Source organism: Acinetobacter sp. V110_1, assembly GCF_031798975.1.
In the GTDB taxonomy this organism is placed as follows: Bacteria; Pseudomonadota; Gammaproteobacteria; order Pseudomonadales; family Moraxellaceae; genus Acinetobacter; species Acinetobacter nosocomialis_A.
Genome location: NZ_JAVQNN010000030.1, coordinates 1,248,828 through 1,270,100, shown reverse-complemented (window position 1 = coordinate 1,270,100; position 21,273 = coordinate 1,248,828). Strand labels below are relative to the sequence as shown.

6 protein-coding genes and 3 pseudogenes are annotated in these 21,273 nt (G+C 39.3%); 6 read left to right on the top strand and 3 right to left on the bottom strand.

The window, feature by feature from the left end:
- Nucleotides 1–92: 92 nt before the first annotated feature.
- From RMA95_RS16800 to lon, 3 genes are all read right to left on the bottom strand, one after another.
- The gene (locus RMA95_RS16800; RefSeq protein ID WP_263613187.1) at nt 93–869 is read right to left on the bottom strand and encodes a dioxygenase; all 777 of its coding nucleotides are present in this window, start codon (nt 867–869) and stop codon (nt 93–95) included.
- A 112-nt stretch (nt 870–981) separates the two neighbouring features.
- Nucleotides 982–1,461 (bottom strand): 23S rRNA (pseudouridine(1915)-N(3))-methyltransferase RlmH, encoded by a 480-nt coding sequence (rlmH, locus tag RMA95_RS16795; RefSeq protein WP_311072052.1) that lies wholly within the window; start codon nt 1,459–1,461, stop codon nt 982–984.
- A 303-nt stretch (nt 1,462–1,764) separates the two neighbouring features.
- The gene (lon, locus tag RMA95_RS16790) at nt 1,765–4,194 is read right to left on the bottom strand and encodes an endopeptidase La (protein ID WP_311072050.1); all 2,430 of its coding nucleotides are present in this window, start codon (nt 4,192–4,194) and stop codon (nt 1,765–1,767) included.
- 788 nt (nt 4,195–4,982) lie between these two features.
- Between lon and ata the strand changes: the two genes are divergently transcribed.
- From ata to RMA95_RS17675, 6 genes and pseudogenes are all read left to right on the top strand, one after another.
- Nucleotides 4,983–11,234, top strand: a complete 6,252-nt coding sequence (gene ata, locus RMA95_RS16785) for a trimeric autotransporter adhesin Ata (protein ID WP_311072048.1) — start codon at nt 4,983–4,985, stop codon at nt 11,232–11,234.
- A gap of 60 nt (nt 11,235–11,294) precedes the next feature.
- Nucleotides 11,295–12,074, top strand: coding sequence for a trimeric autotransporter adhesin/peptidogylcan-associated protein TpgA (tpgA, locus tag RMA95_RS16780; protein ID WP_311072045.1), 780 nt, complete (start codon nt 11,295–11,297; stop codon nt 12,072–12,074).
- 558 nt (nt 12,075–12,632) lie between these two features.
- Nucleotides 12,633–13,394: pseudogene (locus tag RMA95_RS17680) on the top strand (ESPR-type extended signal peptide-containing protein); the annotation flags it as partial.
- 372 nt (nt 13,395–13,766) lie between these two features.
- A pseudogene (locus RMA95_RS16775) lies at nt 13,767–19,451 on the top strand (YadA-like family protein); the annotation flags it as partial.
- Between the two features lie 55 nt (nt 19,452–19,506).
- Complete coding sequence (gene tpgA / locus RMA95_RS16770; RefSeq protein ID WP_311072315.1) at nt 19,507–20,292, top strand: trimeric autotransporter adhesin/peptidogylcan-associated protein TpgA; 786 nt, start codon at nt 19,507–19,509, stop codon at nt 20,290–20,292.
- 555 nt (nt 20,293–20,847) lie between these two features.
- Nucleotides 20,848–20,949, top strand: a pseudogene (locus RMA95_RS17675) (ESPR domain-containing protein); the annotation flags it as partial.
- Nucleotides 20,950–21,273 lie beyond the last annotated feature (324 nt).

Below are 21,273 nucleotides of genomic sequence, written 5' to 3'. Positions count from 1 at the left end.
TTCGGTTTTCAAAATGTATAAGTTTGTAAATTATTCGAATTTTTCATAAAAATAATGGTATACCCCGCGAAAAACGGGGTATTTCCTAAAAATTAATCAAAACGATATATATCCATACCCAATGAGCCCATTGTGAAGCTACTATGAACAATCGTAAAACGATGACCAGTTCCCATAGCAAAAAACAAAGGTGCAAAATGTTCAAGAGTTGGATGATTACGTTTTATATAAGGCAGTGATTGCCATTCCAACACGCCATCGTAATCTTGATGTGAAAGCTTATTAACGACAGTATTTCTAAAAGTTGAAGCCCATTCAGGAACTTTAGAATTATCTCCTTGCCAAGACAACTCAGCAAGATTATGTGTAATACTTCCAGAGCCAATCAATAAGATTTGCTTTTCACGTAAAGGGGCAAGCGTTTGTCCAATTCGATAAATTTCTTGTGCGCTTAAGGTCATCGGCAAAGAAATTTCAACAACGGGAATGTCTGCATCTGGATACATGTGTAAAAGAGGCATCCATACACCGTGGTCGCGAGGACGAGTACTATTGGCATGTGCAACAAAATGAGCATCTGCCAATAATTTCAATATTTCTTCGGCAAGTTCTGGTTGACCAGGTGCGCTATAGCGAATCTCGTACAACTCTGGTGGGAAACCACGAAAGTCATGCCATGTTTCCGGACGAGTCGAACTACTTACTTCAAGTGCTTTACTTTCCCAGTGAGCAGACATCACGATGATTGCCTTTGGAGTAGGTAGATTTATACCAAGACGGTGTAAAGCAGGACCCACTTGTTCTGGATCAAGTGCAAGCATGGGTGAACCATGTGAAATAAACAGTCCGGGAAGGGTTTGTAGTTCCATTTCATTACACCTGAGTTGAAAAGCAGAATAATAGTCATTATGCCAAAATCAGGACATGTTAAAAGTATCCTGATTTCAACGGATTGTTCTTAAAATGAAACGTTTGTTCTTTTTATGCACGGTGATAAGGATGATTATGATTAATGCTCATCGCTCGGTAAAGCTGCTCGATTAATAAAACACGTACTAAAGGATGGGGCATGGTAAGTTTTGAGAGTGACCAATGCCAAGCAGCCGCTTTACGTACTTGATCTGACAAACCATCTGGGCCACCAATAGCCAATGCAACATCATTACCTTCAAGCATCCATTGTTTCATGGTGTCAGCCAGTTTTTCTGTACTGAGCTCACGTCCACCCACTTCTAAAGCAATAAGTGTCTCGTTTGGTTTTAACGCATTTAAAATACTATCACCTTCAATTTGACAGTATTTTAAAATATCTGCTTCCGAGTCGTTTTTTCCCCGTTTTGCCATTGGAAGTTCAATCACTTGAGTCTGGACAAAAGGTTGGATGCGTTTGAAATAATCTTCAAAACCAGTAAGTACCCAAGCAGGCATTTTTTGACCAATGGTCAGAATACGAATTTTCATGTGGTCTATTCAGTCAAAACAGCTGACATATTATACCTGAGGAGACAATAACTGCGGGGCAGTAAGTGGGCATAAAAAACGCAGTCCAAAAAATGGTGTTGGACTGCGATCAAATGATCATCTGTCTGGAGTTCAGATGACCATAGAGAATAAAAACAAGGCTATCTGTGACATAAGATAGACAAGAGCAAATAATAAAATTAATTACTCTCACTTCTTATTATGAGGGAGGTTGGATATTTTTCAATCAAATTATGTAACAAAAAAAAGAGAGCCAAAGCTCTCTTTTTTCTATTTTATAAATTAGTGACGCGCTGCTTTTGAGCCTTCTACCGGTTTTACAATCGGTGTTTTAGGTAAAGGCTTTGGCATTGAAGTTAATGCTAAAGGTAAGATTTCATCAATGCTTTTCACAGCTTTGATTTCTAATCCTTCTTTCACATTGTCAGGAATCTCTGCCAAATCACGAACGTTATCTTGAGGAATAAAGACCAGCTTAATTCCACCACGATGTGCAGCAAGAAGTTTCTCTTTCAAGCCACCGATACGCATCGCACGACCACCAAGACTTGTTTCACCTGTCATTGCGATATCTGGACGAATCGCAATACCAGTAAATGCTGATACAAGTGCAGTTGTTAATGCCAAACCAGCAGATGGACCATCTTTTGGAGTTGCACCTTCAGGTAAGTGAACGTGTACATCAGTTTCTTCAAAACGAGATGCTTCTATACCAAGTTCGTCAGCACGTGTACGTACTACAGTCATTGCTGCGGTAATCGATTCTTTCATTACGTCACCGAGTGAACCGGTTGTAATAAATTTACCTTTACCTTTAACAGCTGCAACTTCAATAGTAAGTAACTCACCACCAACAGAAGTCCATGCCAAGCCATTTACACGGCCTACTTGTGCTTCATCTTCAGCCATACCAAAGTCAAATTTATGTGGACCTAGGTATTCAGGAAGATTGGCAGAGGTAACGTCAAGCTGTAAGTTTTTAGACTTTTTACTTACCGCTTCTTTTACCACTTTACGCGCAATTTTAGAAACTTCACGTTCTAAACTACGAACACCAGCTTCACGTGTATAGCGTTGAACAATGTCACGAATCGCTTCTTCATGAATTGTTAACTCTTTTGGACGTAATCCGTTGTTCTTAATTGCTTTAGGAACAAGGTAACGCTCAGCAATGTTTACTTTTTCATCTTCGGTATAACCCGGTAGACGAATGACTTCCATACGGTCCAGTAGTGCTTCTGGAATATTCATACTGTTTGCGGTACAGATGAACATGACTTCAGAAAGGTCAAGATCAAGATCTAAATAGTGATCGTTGAACTTACTGTTTTGTGATGGATCAAGTACTTCAAGCAATGCAGAAGCTGGGTCACCACGGTAGTCTTGCGCCATCTTGTCAATTTCGTCGAGTAAGAACAATGGGTTCTTCACGCCAACTTTTGTTAAAGACTGCACAATTTTACCTGGCATCGCACCAATATAAGTACGACGATGTCCACGAATTTCTGCTTCATCACGTACGCCACCAAGCGCCATGCGAACAAATTCACGACCTGTTGCTTTAGCTACTGATTCACCGAGTGAAGTTTTACCAACCCCTGGAGGACCTACTAAACAGAGGATAGGGCCTTTGAGTTTTTTCACACGTGATTGAACAGCTAAGTATTCAACAATACGGTCTTTAACATCATCAAGACCATAGTGGTCAGCATCAAGAATTTCTTGTGCTTTTGCTAAGTTAATACTGACTTTGCTCGCTTTGTTCCACGGCGTATCTAAAATCACTTCTAGATAGTTACGTACAACTGCAGCTTCACTAGATGCTGGTTGCATTGCTTTAAGTTTACGGAACTCAGCTTCAGCTTTTTTGCGTACGTGTTCAGGTAAATCAGCTTCAGCAAGACGTTTCTCAATTTCAGCAACGTCATCTTCAGCACCGCCATTCATATCGGAAAGTTCACGTTGAATGACTTTCATTTTTTCATTTAGAAAGTATTCACGTTGGTTCTTTTCCATTTGGCGTTTTACGCTGTCATGTAAAGTTTGCTCAATTTGCTGTTCAGCAGATTGATTCATCAAGTAGTTCATTAACTCTTGCAAATGTGCTTCAAACTCATCGTGCTCTAAAAACTTCTGTTTAATTTCAATATTTAGAGGTACACGAGTTGCTACGAAGAACATAAGTTGCAATAAGTCTTCGATTTTATTGGCAGCAGCAACTAGTTCACGTGCATTACGTAATTTTGCTTCTGCATATTGAGCAAATAAGTTACGTAACTCTTGTAAACGAGTTTCTTGAGTTGCCTTATCTACATTAATAGTCATTGGACTTAAATCGTGTTCAGCAGTCAAATAACTATCTTCATCGATAATTTTTGTGAGCTTAGAACGATGTAAGCCTTCAATAAGTACTTTAATGCAGTTTTCATCATTTTCATGATTAACTACTTGTACAATCTTAGCGACTGTACCGTACTGGTATAAATTGTCGTGATCAATTTCTTCTGTAAGCGAATCTTTTTGCGCAACTACAAATACTAAATTGTCACTGTTACGAGCCACCTCAACTGCATTGATCGATTTTTCACGACCCACGAATAGCGCAATTTGCATGTGTGGATAAACCACCACATCACGTAAGGCTAATAGTGGTAATACACTTGGAACCTGAGGCTCTAAGTCAGTTTTTTCATTCATAATAAGTTCAGACATGGGCACTCCTAATGAGTGACAACGAGGTTGCCATGTTTTTTATAGTGATGTGTATTTTAAAAATTACAAGGGCATGACAATAGAAAATGTTGAAAAAAGGACTAATTTAGTCAACTTTTTTTTAAAAATGTTATGAATCAATAGATTAATTCTTAAGAAGAATAAAATTTTGTAGTGAAGGTAAGCATTTTTACTTAATAATTAGTCTTTGCCGTACAAGTAAGGAGGTCAGTTTTCGAAACAAATACTTTGTTTAGTTTTATTTTATAATAAGTATTTTTATTAAGTATATTTAAAATTTTATTTATTTTATAATTTATTATGAGTAGGATAAATGTACTATTATTTATAATATACAGCTGTATTTTAAATGGGTGATTATTGTTGAATAATAATATCAATAATGATATTTATTTTAGAGTTAATATTCTATTTTTATAATATACAGATGTATTTTAAAATGTATTTATTTTTATTAATTTTATAAAAATTAATCATATATTTAGAGTTATTATTCTATTTTAAAATAAGTTTACTTATTTTTAACAAAAACAAAACACTCTAGCGTTAATTAATTTTTTATTTATTAAATTCAATAATTTAAAATTAATTATAAAAATGTAAATTGTGATTAAAATCACAATTTTTCTTCTCATTATTTTATTTTTATATTTACCCTTTAAATTTATTCAATTAGGATGCCGCCTCTTTTTTTGGGCCGAAAATTTTAAAAATGTATTTGTACATTTTTATTGGTCTTTGAGTTTGGTATTTGTCTGAGAAGTTTTATGAATAAAGTTTATAAGGTCATTTGGAATGCTTCGATTGGAGCATGGGTTGCAACATCTGAAATTGCAAAAGGTAAAACAAAGACTAAATCAAAAACTTTAAATGTATCAGCGGTAGTTTTAACTGGTGTAATTAGTTTTGCTCCAAATGCTTTCGCAGGGACAAATACCGACGGAGGAGTAGGCCAAGGAACATCTATTTCAGGTACAACTTCTTGTCGTGAAGGGAATGCGAGTACTGCCAATGAAAAAGATGTTGCTATTGGTTGTGGAGCCCAAACTCAAGACCGAACAGGCTCTAACATCGCAAATCGTAATAATCCTTATAATAATTCTACTGGTGCTTATGCTGGCGCAATGAAACAAGGTGGGGCGATCAGTGTGGGTACTGGTGCTGTAGTTGAGAAAGGTTTAGGTACAGCAATTGGTTCTTATGCGACAACTCAAGGTATTTCAGGTGTCGCAATTGGTACAGGTGCTCTATCTTCTGGAAATACCGCTCTTGCACTTGGGCGCCAATCTGCCGCGACTGCAGATTTTTCTCAAGCCATTGGTAATGTTGCAGCAGCTACAGGTAAAGGCTCGTTAGCAATTGGCCACTCGGCAACTGCAGAAGGTTACCGCTCAATTGCAATTGGTTCGCCAGATATTGAAAATGCTGACCCAGTTGCGGGGCAAGCAGGTGCTGCTTATCAACCAAAAATGGCAACAAAAGCAACGGGTAAGGACTCGATTGCGTTTGGTGGTGGCGCAGTTGCCACTGAGGAAAATGCTTTAGCGATTGGTGCATTTTCAGAATCTAAAGGTAAAAAGTCTGTTGCGATTGGTACAGGCGCAAAAGCACAAAAAGATAATGCAGTTGTGATTGGAGACCAAGCTGAGGCTACTTTCGATGGTGGTGTCGCAATTGGTAAAGGTGCGCGTTCAGAAGCTGAAAATAGTATTGCTGTAGGTAAAGATTCAAAAGCAGTCCAGGCTACGGGTGAAAGTTTCTTAACTAAACAATCCGCTCCAACTGGTGTTTTATCAATTGGTGACGTGGGAAGTGAGCGCCGTATTCAAAACGTAGCAGACGGCGCTGCAGATTCTGACGCTGCTACTATACGCCAGTTAAAAGCTGCTCGTACTCACTATGTCAGTATTAATGATAACGGTCAGCAAGGTGGTAACTTTGAAAATGATGGGGCAACTGGACGTAATGCAATTGCTGTTGGTGTGAATACTTCTGCTGCTGGTCGTGAGGCAATGGCGATTGGTGCATATGCACAGGCGATGGGTTCTGGCGCAATTTCAATGGGTAGTAGCAGTCAAACGATTGGTCGTGGGGATGTTGCTATCGGCCGTAATGCATCGACTAAAGGAGCAGAAGGTACACCGTCTGGCTATAGCAATCAGTCGATTGCGATTGGTGATCAGACAAAAGCGATTGGAGATCAGTCGATTGCGATTGGTGCAGATGTGATTGCCAAAGGGAACTCTTCTGTTGCAATTGGTGGTGATGATGTCGATAAAATCGCCCAAGATGCTGAGCTGAGTAAAACTTATACAGAAATTACGGGTGGTGTGCTTAAAGCAGGCAGCTATCCAACAACTGAAGCAAATCACGGCTCAACGGCTGTCGGTACTCAAGCTGTAGGTACAGGCGCATTTTCTTCTGCGTTTGGTATGACCTCTAAAGCAACAGGTGACGCTTCATCAGCTTTTGGCGTCATGTCAAATGCTTCGGGTAAAGGGGCTGCTGCATTTGGTGCGGTTGCTCAAGCAACAGGTGATGGTGCATCGGCAATGGGTATTAACTCATTGGCATCGGGTACAAATTCAACAGCAATTGGCTCTGGTAACAAACCAGGTGAAGGTGCAAAAGCAACTGGAAACAGTGCTGCTGCAATTGGTAGTGGTGCCCAAGCAACAGGCGATAACTCGGCTGCAATTGGTAAAGGGGCTGAGGCTACAAATGAAAATGCTGCTGCTGTAGGTGGCGGTGCAAAAGCAACGGGTAAAAATGCTGCAGCCATTGGTGGTGGTGCAATTGCTGACCAAGAAAATGCAGTTGCAGTTGGTCAAGGTGCCCAGTCTTTGGTTGAAGGTGGTGTAGCTTTAGGTGCACGCAGTAAAGTAGAAGCTAAAAATAGTGTTGCTTTAGGCCAAGATGCTGTAGCAACCGAAGCGACAGGAAGTTCTTTCCTGACCAATCGTGATGCTTCTAAATCTAATGGTGTTATTTCTGTTGGGTCGGCTGGAAAAGAACGCCGTATTACTAATGTTGAAGATGGCTCAGCTGACTCAGATGCGGTAACAGTACGTCAGCTTAAAAATGTTGATGGACGTGTAAATCAAAACGCGAGCAATATTAGTAAAAATGCTCAGAATATTACCAATCTAAATCAAAAGTTAGATGATACAAAAACTGACTTGGGTAACCAGATTACGGATACAAACACCAAGTTAAACAATACCAAAGATCAGTTAACGACTCAGATTAATGACACTAAAACTGAGTTAAACAATACAATTAGTAATACGAAAACTGAACTGAATACCAAAATTGACAACACCAAGACCGAGCTTGAAAACAAAGGCTTGAACTTTGCTGGTAATAGCGGTGCAGAAGTACACCGTAAGCTTGGCGAGAAGCTCAATATTGTAGGTGGTGCAGTTGCTTCAACACCAGCTTCAAAAACAAGTGGTGAAAATGTTATTACCCGTACTACTCAAGATGGTATTCAGATTGAATTGTTGAAAGACTCAAAATTTGACAGTGTGACTACTGGCAACACTACTTTGAACAATAATGGTTTGACTATTAAAGACGGTCCAAGCATTACTAAAGACGGTATTAATGCAGGTGGTAAACAAATTACCAATGTGGCTGATGGAGTAAATGCTAAAGATGCAGTGAATGTTGATCAGCTCACCAAAGTAAAAGAGAGCTTAAATGGCAAAATCACTGATACAAATAATCAGTTAAATGATGCGAAAAAAGATTTGGGTAATCAAATTGTAGATACCAACAAGAATTTAAATGATGCTAAGAATGATCTTAGTAATCAAATTACCGATACCAATACCAAGTTAAACAATACCAAAGATCAGTTAACAACTCAGATTAACGACACTAAAACTGAGTTAAACAACACGATTGGTAATACGAAAACTGAACTGAATAGCAAAATCGACAACACCAAGACTGAACTTGAAAACAAAGGCTTGAACTTTGCTGGCAACAGTGGTGCAGATGTACACCGTAAGCTTGGCGAGAAGCTCAATATTGTGGGTGGTGCAGCTGCCTCAACACCAGCTTCAAAAACAAGCGGTGAAAATGTCATTACCCGTACTACTCAAGATGGTATTCATATTGAGCTATTAAAAGATTCGAAGTTTGACAGTGTAACTACTGGCAACACCACTTTAAATAACAATGGTTTGACGATTAAAGATGGCCCAAGTATTACCAAAGAAGGTATTAATGCTGGCGGTAAACAAATTACAAATGTTGCAGATGGTGTAAATGCTAAAGATGCAGTCAATAAAGGTCAGTTAGATGATCTTGCTGCCAAGCAAAATGCAACTGATGATGCTGCGGTGAAATACGATGATGCTAAAACTAAAGATAAAGTCACCTTAAAAGGTAAAGACGGCACAGTTTTAGATAATGTGAAAGCAGGCAACATTTCAGCGACTTCAAAAGAAGCGGTCAATGGTAGTCAGATTCACAATATTTCGAACAGTATTAAAAACAGTATTGGTGGAAATACAGTTGTAAATCCGGATGGTAGCCTGACTACTAACAATATCGGTGGAACAGGTAAAAACAACATTGATGATGCAATTAAGTCTGTAGATGACAAAGTTACAAACGGTATTAAGGATGTTGAAAACAAAGGCTTGAACTTTGCTGGCAACAGTGGTGCAGATGTACATCGTAAACTTGGTGACAAGCTCAATATTGTGGGTGGTGCAGCTGCTTCAACTCCGGCAGCTAAGACAAGCGGTGAAAATGTCATTACCCGTACCACTCAAGATGGTATTCAGATTGAGCTATTAAAAGACTCGAAGTTTGACAGTGTGACTACTGGCAATACCACTTTAAACAATAATGGTTTGACGATTAAAGAAGGTCCAAGCATTACTAAAGAAGGTATTAATGCTGGTGGCAAACAAATTACCAATGTTGCAGATGGTGTAAATGCTAAAGATGCAGTAAACAAAGGTCAGTTAGATGATCTTGCTGCTAAACAGAACGCAACTGATGATGCTGCGGTGAAATATGATGATGCCAAAACCAAAGATAAAGTTACCTTAAAAGGTAAAGACGGCACGGTTTTAGATAATGTGAAAGCAGGTAACGTTTCATCAACTTCAAAAGAAGCGGTCAATGGTAGTCAGATTCACAATATTTCAAACAGTATTAAAAACAGTATTGGTGGCAATACAGTTGTAAACCCAGACGGTAGTTTGACGACCAATAACATTGGTGGAACAGGCAAAAACAATATTAATGATGCAATTAGTGAAGTAAAAAATACTGCAACTAAAGCAAAAACGACTGTAACTGAAGGCGACAACATTGTTGTAAAACAATCTGTTAATAAAGATGGCAGTACTAACTACGAAGTATCAACCAAAAAAGATCTAACTTTAGATAGCGTTACTACAGGTGATAGCGTACTTAATCATAATGGCCTAACCATTAAAGATGGTCCAAGTATGACTAAAGATGGCATTAATGCTGGCGGTAAGAAAATTACTGATGTCGCGAATGGCGTGATTGCACAAAATTCTAAAGATGCTGTAAATGGTGGTCAGGTACATAACATCTCAACAAGTATTAAAAATAGTATTGGTGGAAATACAGTTGTAAACCCAGACGGTAGTCTGACCACTAACAACATTGGTGGCACGGGTAAAAACAACATCAATGACGCAATCAAGTCTGTAGATGAGAAAGTTACCAACGGTGTAAATGATCTGACTCAAAAAGGGCTGAATTTTGGTGCGAATGACCAGAAAGCAACTCAGGGTAAAGCTGTCCACCGTAAGCTTGGTGACACTATTAATATTGTAGGTGGGGCTAATCCAGAAACTGTTGAAGATAAAACTAGTGGTGAAAACATTATTACTCGTACCACAGAAGATGGCATCAAAATCGAGATGTTAAAAGATGTGAAATTCGACAGTGTAAATGTCGGTGGTCATGTCTTAAATCAGCAAGGTCTTATCATTAAAGGCGGTCCAAGCATCACAATTAATGGTATTGATGCGGGAAGTAAGCAAATTACCAATGTTGCAGATGGGGTAAATGCAAAAGACGCAGTTAATAAAGGCCAGTTAGATAAGCAAATTAATGAAGTTAAAGATCAAATTGGAAAAGATATTGGCAAACTTTCTGATCATGCTGTGCAGTATGACAAAGATAAAAATGGCAATGTTGACAAAAACTCAGTCACTTTAGGTGGTGGAGATAAAGGTACCAATTTGAAAAATGTAGCTGATGGTAAAGTTGCTGAAGGCTCTAAAGACGCCGTAAATGGTGGTCAATTATGGAATGTTCAAAATCAAGTCGATAAGAACTCGAATGATATTAAGAACATTCAAAATAACATCGACAACATTTCTAATGGTAAAGCTGGGTTAGTTCAACAGCAAAAACCAAATGGTGAAATCACGGTCGGTAAAGACACGGGTGGTACTAGCGTAAATATGGCTGGTAAAGACGGTGATCGAGTTGTCCAAGGTGTTAAAGATGGCGAGATTAAAGCTGGTTCAAACCAAGCCGTAAATGGTGGTCAGATTCACAATATTTCAGACAGTATTAAAAACAGTATTGGTGGAAATACATCAGTAAATAGTGATGGTTCAATCACGACTAAGAATATTGGTGGAACAGGTAAAGACAATATTCATGATGCCATTGGTACGTTAAATCAGTCGAACCAAGAATTAGGCAACAAAATTACCAATCTGGGAGATCAGTTACAACAAGTGTTTTATGACACCAATAAACGTATTGATGACGTTGAGAAAAAAGCCAATGCAGGTATTGCCGCTGCAATGGCCCTAGAAAATGCGCCGTTTGTAGCAGGTAAATATACCTATGCTGTAGGCGCTGCATATCATGGTGGTGAAAATGCTGTCGGTGTGACTTTACGTAAAACCTCTGATAATGGTCGTTGGTCAATCACAGGTGGTGTAGCAGCTGCTTCTCAAGGTGAGCCAAGCGTTCGTATTGGTATTAGTGGTGTTATTAATTAAGAAACTGGTTAGGAGAGTAGCAATGCTCTCCTTGCTCGACAGATTAAAGAGATTATAGAAATGAATAAAACAATCCAAAGCTTAGTCGTAGCAGCTTTTGCTGGTTTCACGGTAACAACTTATGCAAATGAAGCAGCTCAGCCACAGGAAATTCATTTTCCAGCGATTGAAAAAAGTTATTTGAAACAAGTAAAACGTTATGAATACCAAGATGTTGCTCGTTTAGACCAAGGCCTAAATAAAGACCAAATTCGAGCTTTACTAGGCAATCCACAATTTAGTGAAGGACTTTTTTCAGTAAAAGTTTGGAACTATGTATTAGATGTCCGTGTTCCTAACACAAACCAGTACCAACGTTGCCAGTTACGTGTTGATTTTGATAAGCGCTATTTAGCAGAACGTTTATCTTGGAAAGGTGAGGCTTGTGAAGGTTTGGTTGCTTGGGGAGAAAATAATCAGATATCAGCACATAGCACTGTAATTGCAGATCGTACAGCGAGTGTCTTATTTGCCTTTGATCGATTTGATGCGAGTGCCATTGAAGAAGGTGCTGAGAGCATTACCAAAATTGCTGAGCAGATTAAAAAAAGTCAAACAAGGAATCCTATTATTGTTTCAGGCTTTACAGATCGGTTAGGTAAATTTAGCTATAACCAACAATTGTCTTCACAACGTGCTAATACTGTTGCCAAATTATTGGTGCAACAGGGTATTGTAGCAAGTCGAATCCAAATACAGGCCAATAGTCAGACCGATTTATATAAACAGTGTAGCGGTAACAATAGTTCACAACTTATTCAATGTTTAGCGCCAAATAGACGTGTTAATATCAATTGGTGAAACGGTCTGTCAGGTAAAAGTAACCACCTTTAAAGTGGTTACTTTTATTCTTTTAGTAAACTGAAAAATAAATCAATCAGCTACATTTTGAGTCATATAATCCTTTCATTGCCTATAAAATCATAAAGCGAATCTGATGGGGAAAATCCATATAATATAGCCAAGCTTTAATATTCTAATAAACACTTCTAAACAATCAGTCTTTAAAAATGATTATTTATCAAAATAATGAAATTTTTTTAATAAAAATAAAGCGATAGTTTTTAACTATAAATTCAAATTCAATATTTTGTTTTTATTATCTTTTGAATACAAAAAAGTTTGACTTTACCTACAAAGTTTTATTTTTGGTAAAAAATCATAATATATTTTTTGTATTTATTTGATTATATATTGTACTTTTCCTTGTTTTTCATCGCGTTACAGGATTTTTTTGTGATTTACCTCTCATTTTTTCTTTGATATATTCCGCAAAATTTGCCAAACCTTTTGTTTTTTGAAGCTTTATGTAACTAAAGGTAAGCATTGTCTATTTTTTGTAAAAATGCGAGTAAGTATATGAATAAAATATACAAAGTAATTTGGAATGCTTCATTAGGAATTTGGGTCGCTGTTTCAGAAATTGCAAAAGGGAAAACAAAAAATTGTTCAGGCGTTGCTTCTAGCACAAATGAACTCATTGTGGGTGATGGCACCTCGGAGTCAAAGTACTTTGAATATAAAGTACTAGTATTAGCTATATTAGGTGTAATTACCCCTTCCGTATTTGCGGGTTATGAGGCGGGTGGAGGTAGCACTTTTACAAACTGTACTTCAACATCCGCGGGGTCTGGTTCGAGATCAGCAGGTAGTGTAGCAATAGGAACATCTTCTACAGCAACAATTCCAACAAGTGGGCAAGCCTGTGCACCTACAAAGGATTCTATTGCGATAGGATTAAGCGCGAGTACTGCTGGTGCTGCAGGAAATAACCAAAGTATTGCTATTGGACGAGAAAGTGCTGCATCTGGCGATCAGGCTATTGCATTAGGAGCAAATGTAAAGGCGAGTGGTAACTCATCGGTTGCGATTGGTGGAGATGATGTTGATAAGGTCGTAGATAGTGATGGTGCACTATATACTGCAATTACTGGTGGAACGATTGTAAAGAATAATTATATTCCAACAGAATCTAGTGGTGCTGCCAGTACGGCTATGGGGGTACAAGCAAAGGCAAGTGGAGCATTTTCTACAGCTTTAGGTATGACATCTGCGGCAAGTGGGGCTGCAAGTGTTGCTTTAGGTGTGAAGTCAACAGCAACTGGAGATGGGGCTTTAGCAATCGGGGCTGTTTCTAACGCTCAAGACAACGGGACTATTGCAGTTGGTATTAACTCCAAAGCAGTTGGTAATAACTCAATTTCTATAGGTTCTGGTAATACAAGTACCACTGGTGCAAATACAACAGGTCCAAATGCCACATCAATTGGTAGTAATGCTAGTGCGGTTGTAGATTCTACAGCTATTGGTTCTGGGGCAAAAGCAAATGTGAGCGGAGGTGTTGCAATTGGTAAAGATTCAGTTGCAAACACTGCTGCTGGAGTGGCTGGTTTTGATCCAATAACAGGTACAACATCAACACAAACAACAAATGTATGGAAATCTACGCAAGGTGCAATTGCTTTAGGTGATGCAGCAAATAATGTCACACGTCAGCTTACAGGTTTGGCCGCAGGAACGAATGATTCAGATGCTGTAAACGTTGCACAGTTAAAAACAGTAACTAATCAGACATTTAAATTGCAAGCAAATGGTGATGTAGCTTCTGCTGTAAAAACAAGCGACACTATCCAATTTCTCGATGGTAAAAATATTAATATTACGCGTTCAGGGAATAATATTACGGTACAGACAGTTGATACGCCAACATTTACTAGCGTAACAACTGGTAATAGTAAACTAGATAACAGTGGCTTAAACATTACTGGTGGCCCAAGTGTAACCACAGCAGGGATTAATGCGGGTAATCAGAAAATTACCAATGTTAAAGCAGGCACTAATGCGACTGATGCAGTCAATTTTAGCCAGTTAAATGCAACCAACCAGAATGTAACCTCTGCACAAAACACAGCAAATACCGCATTGACCAATGCAGCAGCAGCGCAAGCGACGGCAGATAAAGGCCTGAACTTTAGTGTGAATGGTGGTACAACTGACAACGTGAAGTTAGGTGAAACGGTTAACTTTGCAGATGGGACGAACACAACAGCAGAGTATGACCCTGCAACCAATACCTATAAATACAGTGTCAATGACAACATTGCATTAACCAATGCGGGCAGTTTAACGGTCGGTAACACTAAGGTTGATGACAGTGGCTTAACCATTACCGGTGGCCCAAGTGTAACCACTGCAGGTATTAATGCGGGCAACCAGAAGATTACTAATGTTAAAGCAGGCACTAATGCGACTGATGCGGTCAATTTTAGCCAGTTAAATGCAACCAACCAGAATGTAACGACTGCACAAAACACAGCAAATACCGCATTGACCAATGCAGCAGCAGCGCAAGCGATAGCAGACAAAGGCCTGAACTTTAGTGTCAATGGTGGTACAACTGATAATGTGAAGTTAGGTGAAACGGTTAACTTTGCAGATGGCACCAACACCACAGCAGAGTATGACCCAGCAACCAATACCTATAAATACAATGTAAATGACAACATTGCATTAACCAATGCGGGCAGTTTAACGGTTGGTAACACCAAGGTTGATAACAGTGGTCTAACCATTACAGGCGGTCCAAGTGTAACCACTGCCGGCATTAATGCGGGCAACCAGAAGATTACCAATGTTGCAGCAGGTACTATTTCTGCGAGTTCTACAGATGCAGTAAATGGTAGCCAGTTAAATGCGACCAACCAGAATGTAACCACTGCACAAAATACTGCAAACACAGCAGTCAGCAATGCAGCAGCAGCCCAAGCAACAGCAGATAAAGGCCTGAACTTTAGTGTGAATGGTGGTACGGCTGACAATGTGAAGTTGGGTGAAACAGTTAACTTTGCCAATGGCACCAACACCACAGCAGTGTATGACCCTGCCACCAATACCTATAAATACAATGTGAATGACAACATTGCATTAACCAATGCGGGTAGCTTAACAGTTGGTAATACTAAAGTTGATAACAGTGGCCTAACCATTACCGGCGGTCCAAGTGTAACCACTGTCGGCATTAATGCGGGTAACCAGAAGATAACGAATGTTAAAGCAGGCACTAATGCGACTGATGCAGTCAATTTTAGCCAGTTAAATGCAACCAACCAGAATGTAACGACTGCACAAAACACAGCAAATACCGCATTGACCAATGCAGCAGCAGCACAAGCGATAGCAGACAAAGGCCTGAACTTTAGTGTGAATGGTGGTACGGCAGACAACGTGAAGTTAGGTGAAACGGTTAACTTTGCAGATGGCACCAATACCACAGCAGAGTATGACCCTGCAACCAATACCTATAAATATAATGTCAATGACAATATTGCATTAACCAATGCGGGCAGTTTAACGGTTGGTAACACTAAGGTTGATGACAGTGGCATAACCATTACAGGCGGTCCAAGTGTAACCACTGCTGGTATTAATGCAGGTAACCAGAAGATTACTAATCTGGAAGCTGGAACCATTTCATCTACATCAACAGATGCAGTGAATGGTAGCCAGTTAAATGCAACCAATCAGAATGTAACCACTGTACAAAGCACGGCAAATACTGCATTGACCAATGCAGCAGCAGCCCAAGCGACAGCAGATAAAGGCCTAAACTTTAGTGTGAATGGTGGTACGGCAGACAATGTGAAGTTAGGTGAAACGGTTAACTTTGCAGATGGCACCAACACCACAGCAGTGTATGACCCGACAACCAATACCTATAAATACAGTGTCAATGACAACATTGCATTAACCAATGCAGGTAGCTTAACAGTAGGAAATACTAAAGTTGATAACAGTGGCCTAACCATCACTGGTGGCCCAAGTGTAACCACTGCAGGTATTAATGCAGGCAACCAGAAGATTACCAATGTTGCAGCAGGCACTAATGCAACTGATGCTGTCAATGTAAGTCAACTTGGGGCAATAACTACAGCTGCCAATACTAGAACAGATGCTTTAGGTATAAGTACGGCAAGCAATCTGGGTGGCGGAGCAGTTTATAATCCGGTTACAGGTGCAGTCAGTTCACCAATCTATACAGTGAATGGCAGTAATTTAAATAATGTTGGTGATGCGATCACTGCATTGGACAAAGGCTGGACCTTACAAAGTAATGGTGCCAATGCGGGTGCAGTGAAAGCTGGTGATAGCGTTGATATTGGTACGGTTGCAGGCGAAAGCAACCTCAAAGTAACCAAGACTGGTAACAAGATCCAGTATGGTTTAAACCGTGATCTTAATATTGACAGCGTAACGGCAGGCGACAGCAAGCTAGATACCAATGGTCTCACCATTGCTGGTGGCCCAAGTGTGACCAAATCTGGCATTAATGCGGCTAACCAGAAGATTACTAACGTTGCAGCAGGGACTATTTCTGCGAGTTCTACAGATGCAGTGAATGGTAGTCAGTTAGATGCGACCAACCAGAATGTAACGACTGCCCAAAACACTGCAAATACAGCAGTGACGAATGCTGCAGCAGCCCAAGCCACAGCAGACAAAGGTCTGAACTTTAGTGTCAATGGTGGTACGACAGACAATGTGAAGTTAGGTGAAACAGTTAACTTTGCAGATGGTACCAACACCACAGCAGTGTATGACCCAGCAACCAATACCTATAAATATAATGTAAATGACAACATTGCATTAACCAATGCGGGCAGTTTAACGGTTGGTAACACCAAGGTTGATAACAGTGGTTTAACCATTACCGGTGGCCCAAGTGTAACAACTGCAGGTATTAATGCAGGCAACCAGAAGATTACCAATGTTACAGCAGGAACCAATGCGACTGATGCGGTCAATGTAAGTCAGTTAAATGCAACCAACCAGAATGTAACCACTGCGCAAAATACTGCAAACACAGCAGTCAGCAATGCAGCAGCAGCCCAAGCCACAGCAGACAAAGGCCTGAACTTTAGTGTCAATGGTGGTACGGCAGACAATGTGAAGTTAGGTGAAACGGTTAACTTTGCAGATGGCAGCAACACCACGGCAGTGTATGACCCAGCAACCAATACCTATAAATACAATGTGAATGACAACATTGCATTAACCAATGCGGGTAGCTTAACGGTCGGGAATAGCAAGGTTGATAACAGTGGATTAACCATTACTGGTGGCCCAAGTGTAACGGCTGCGGGTATTGATGCAGGTAATCAGAAGATTACCAATGTAGCAGCTGGTACTAATGCAACTGATGCTGTTAATGTAAGTCAACTTGGTGCAGTAACTACAGCCGCGAATACCAAGACAGATGCTTTAGGTACAAGTACTGCAAGCAATCTGGGTGGTGGAGCAGTTTATAATCCGGTTACAGGCGCAGTCAGTTCGCCAGTCTATAGCGTGAATGGCAACAACGTGAACAACGTTGGTGACGCGATCACAGCACTGGATAAAGGCTGGACCTTACAAAGTAATGGTGCCAATGCAGGTGCAGTGAAAGCAGGTGATACAGTTGACATTGGTACAGTTGCAGGTGAAACGAACCTGAAAGTAACCAAGACTGGTAACAAGATCCAGTATGGACTGAACCGTGATCTTAATATTGACAGCGTAACGGCAGGCGACAGCAAGCTAGACACCAATGGTCTCACCATTGCTGGTGGTCCAAGCGTGACCAAGTCTGGTATTAATGCAGCTAACCAGAAAGTGACTAACGTTGCAGCAGGTACAATTTCATCTACGTCAACAGATGCAGTGAATGGTAGTCAGTTACATACCCTCGATAGTCGCGTGACTAAGAATGGTGATTCTACAGCCAATATTTTTGGTGGAGGTGCTAAAGCTAATCCAGATGGTTCGATTACTAATCCTACTTACAATGTTGCAGGTACGAGTGCAAACAATGTTGGCGATGCTTTAACGGCATTGGATAAAGCAGTCACTGATGCAGGTACAGCAGCGAATGCAGGCTGGACTGTTTCAGCGAATGGTGATGCAGCGACTGCTAAAAAGATTAAACCAAATGGCAAAGTCAACTTTACAGGTGATGATAACTTAACTGTTGCTCAAAGCAGCGAAACTGATAATGAAGGTAATATCAAGGTCGCGCTGAACAAAAACTTGAAGGTTGATAGCGTCACGGCTGGTAATACAATTATTGATACGACTGGTGTAAAAGTTGGCAATAACGTTCAGTTAGGATCAACAGGTCTAATCATTGCTGGTGGTCCTAGTATCACTACTTCTGGAATCAATGCAGGTAATAAGGTTATTACCAATGTAGCTGCTGGTGTTAACACGACAGATGCAGTGAACAAAGGCCAACTTGATAGTGCAATCACGAACATTAATAACAATGTTGGTGCTTTGGCTAATAGTGCAGTTCAGTATGACAAAAATGCAGATGGCACTGTAAATAAAGATTCAGTGACATTCGCTGGTGGGGCAAATGGTACTGCACTTAAGAATGTAGCGAATGGTACCGTAGCAGCAGGTTCTAAAGATGCAGTGAATGGAGGTCAGTTGTGGAATGTTCAACAACAGGTCGACAAAAATACGGGTGATATCTCGAACCTTAAAAATGATATTAACAATGGTAAAACTGGTCTAGTCCAACAAACTGATAAAGATGCTGCGATTACTGTTGGTAAAGACACTGGTGGTACCCAAGTGAATGTTGCTGGTAAAGCCGGTGACCGTACAGTAACAGGCGTTAAAGCGGGTACAGTTACATCGACTTCAACAGATGCAGTCAATGGTTCTCAGCTTAATAGGACGAACCAAGCGCTTGTAAGTGCACTAGGTGGTGGAGCTGGTTATAACAATATTACCGAAAGCTTCTCAAATCCGACATATAACGTAGGTGATCAGTCTTACAACAATGTGGGTGATGCGATAGGCGCATTAAATCAAGCTGACCAAACATTAAACAACAAAATTGATAATGTGAACAACAAGCTTGAGCAAGCGTTCTATGCAACAAATCAGCGTATCGACAACTTGGAAGAAAAAATGTCTGCGGGTATTGCTGCAAATGCTGCACTTGAAAATGCGCCATTTATTGCAGGGAAAGTCACTATGGCTGTTGGCGCTGCTTACTATAATCAGCAAAATGCTGTAGGTGTGACCTTACGTAAAACAGCCGACAACGGTCGCTGGTCACTTACAACAGGTGCAGCGCTTGGCAGTCAGGGTAGCCCATTAGTACGTGTTGGCGTAAGTACAGTAATTGATTGAGTGCCTAACTAAGGAGAGTTTATCTCTCCTTTAAAATAATATTGTGAGTATGAAAATGAAACAAAATATTCAAATTTTGGTAATGGGCATCTTGGTAAGTTTAAGTATTACTGGATTTACGGATACTGAAGTAGCAATTCAACGAGATGGAGTAAAATTTCCAGCAATTGAAAAGAGTTATCTTAAACAAATAAAACGTTATGAGTATGATGACGTTGCTCGTTTGGATAAAGGATTGGATAAAGATCAAATTCGAGCTTTACTAGGAAATCCACAATTTAGTGAAGGAGTTTTTGCAGTAAAAGTATGGAATTATGTATTGGATATCCGTATTCCTAACACTAATCAATATCAACGTTGTCAATTACGCATTGATTTTAATGAAAAATATTTGGCTGAACATTTATCTTGGAAGGGGGAGGTGTGCGAAGGTTTGGTTGCTTGGGGTGGGAATAATCAGTCACCAGAGCATAGTAATTTAATTTTTGAGCGAACAGCAAGTGTGTTATTCCTCTTCGATCGATTTGATGTTAACGCTATTGAACAAAATATTCATAGTGTTGAGGAAATTGCTGAAAAGATCAAAAAAAGCCAGACAACAACACCAGTTATTGTTTCAGGTTTTACCGATCCATTGGGTAAATTTAGCTATAATCAAGAATTGTCTTCACAGCGTGCTAATACAGTTGCCAAGTTATTGGTTCAACAAGGTATTGATCCTACACGTATACAGACACAGGCGAATAGCCAGACTGATCTATACAAGCAGTGTTCAGGGAAAAATAGTTCGCAACTTATCGAATGTTTAGCGCCAAATAGACGCGTCAATATAAGCTGGTAAATAATCTGCTATATAGAAGTAATCCTATTTCTTAGGATTATTTCTATGAGTTATAAAAATAAGAAAAATTACAATAAATATTTTTAATTATTTGAATTTTAATGATTTTTATAAAATCTTTCGTGTTTAAAACTTATTAATATTTCGATGAAAGATATTAATATATTGAAAATATTAAATTTTTATCAATAAAACTTAGCTAAATATATATTATTTTTATGTAAAAATAATATAAATATCAGCAACTTGTGTTTTATTTTTAGCAATTAAAGAATTTGAATGATAAAAAACATCTTGATTGTAAAAAAATGTAACAACAGTCTTTTTAATGTTTAACGTTAAGAAAAATTAAAAAATTGATTAAATTACTATTTTTTTCTAAGTATAGAAAAAGTTAACAATATTTATTACTTGTTGTGACTTTGTTTGATTTTTATATTTGAAAATGTGATTTACTTCTCAAAATAAAAAAGATATTTTCACAAAAAATAAGCAATTTAATTGTTTTGATTGCAAAACTTTACAAATGTAAGCGTTAAGTTTACGGGTGGGAATATGAATAAGATATACAAAGTGGTATGGAATGCTTCTATTGGTACATGGACTGTTGTATCAGAATTAGCTAAAAGCAAAACGAGAACTGGTTCTGTTTCATCCTCTTCCGAAATAACTGGTTCGCAAAATGAGATTGTTTCTAAAGAAAAGAAATTTAAACCTAAGACACTTGTATTATCTATCATCTCCTGTTTAGCCGTTTCACATGTGTGGGCCGACTACACAAACTCGTATGGTTCAATTATTGATACAAGCCCAACCATTAGTAATGGTATTGCCATAGGGGCAAATACGGGTACTCCAGCGACTGCAAATGATTCTAATGGATTAGCCGTTGGATCAAGAGCAAATGCCAGCGCAGCAGATTCAACCGCATTAGGAAATTATGTAAATGCGACTGGTGTAAATTCAACAGTAGTTGGTGGA

Bases quoted from the DNA above. Each gene is read 5' to 3' on its own strand.
- RMA95_RS16800 (WP_263613187.1), bottom strand. From the start codon at position 869: ATGGAACTACAAACCCTTCCCGGACTGTTTATTTCACATGGTTCACCC.
- rlmH (WP_311072052.1), bottom strand. From the start codon at position 1,461: ATGAAAATTCGTATTCTGACCATTGGTCAAAAAATGCCTGCTTGGGTA.
- lon (WP_311072050.1), bottom strand. From the start codon at position 4,194: ATGTCTGAACTTATTATGAATGAAAAAACTGACTTAGAGCCTCAGGTT.
- ata (WP_311072048.1), top strand. From the start codon at position 4,983: ATGAATAAAGTTTATAAGGTCATTTGGAATGCTTCGATTGGAGCATGG.
- tpgA (WP_311072045.1), top strand. From the start codon at position 11,295: ATGAATAAAACAATCCAAAGCTTAGTCGTAGCAGCTTTTGCTGGTTTC.
- tpgA (WP_311072315.1), top strand. From the start codon at position 19,507: ATGAAACAAAATATTCAAATTTTGGTAATGGGCATCTTGGTAAGTTTA.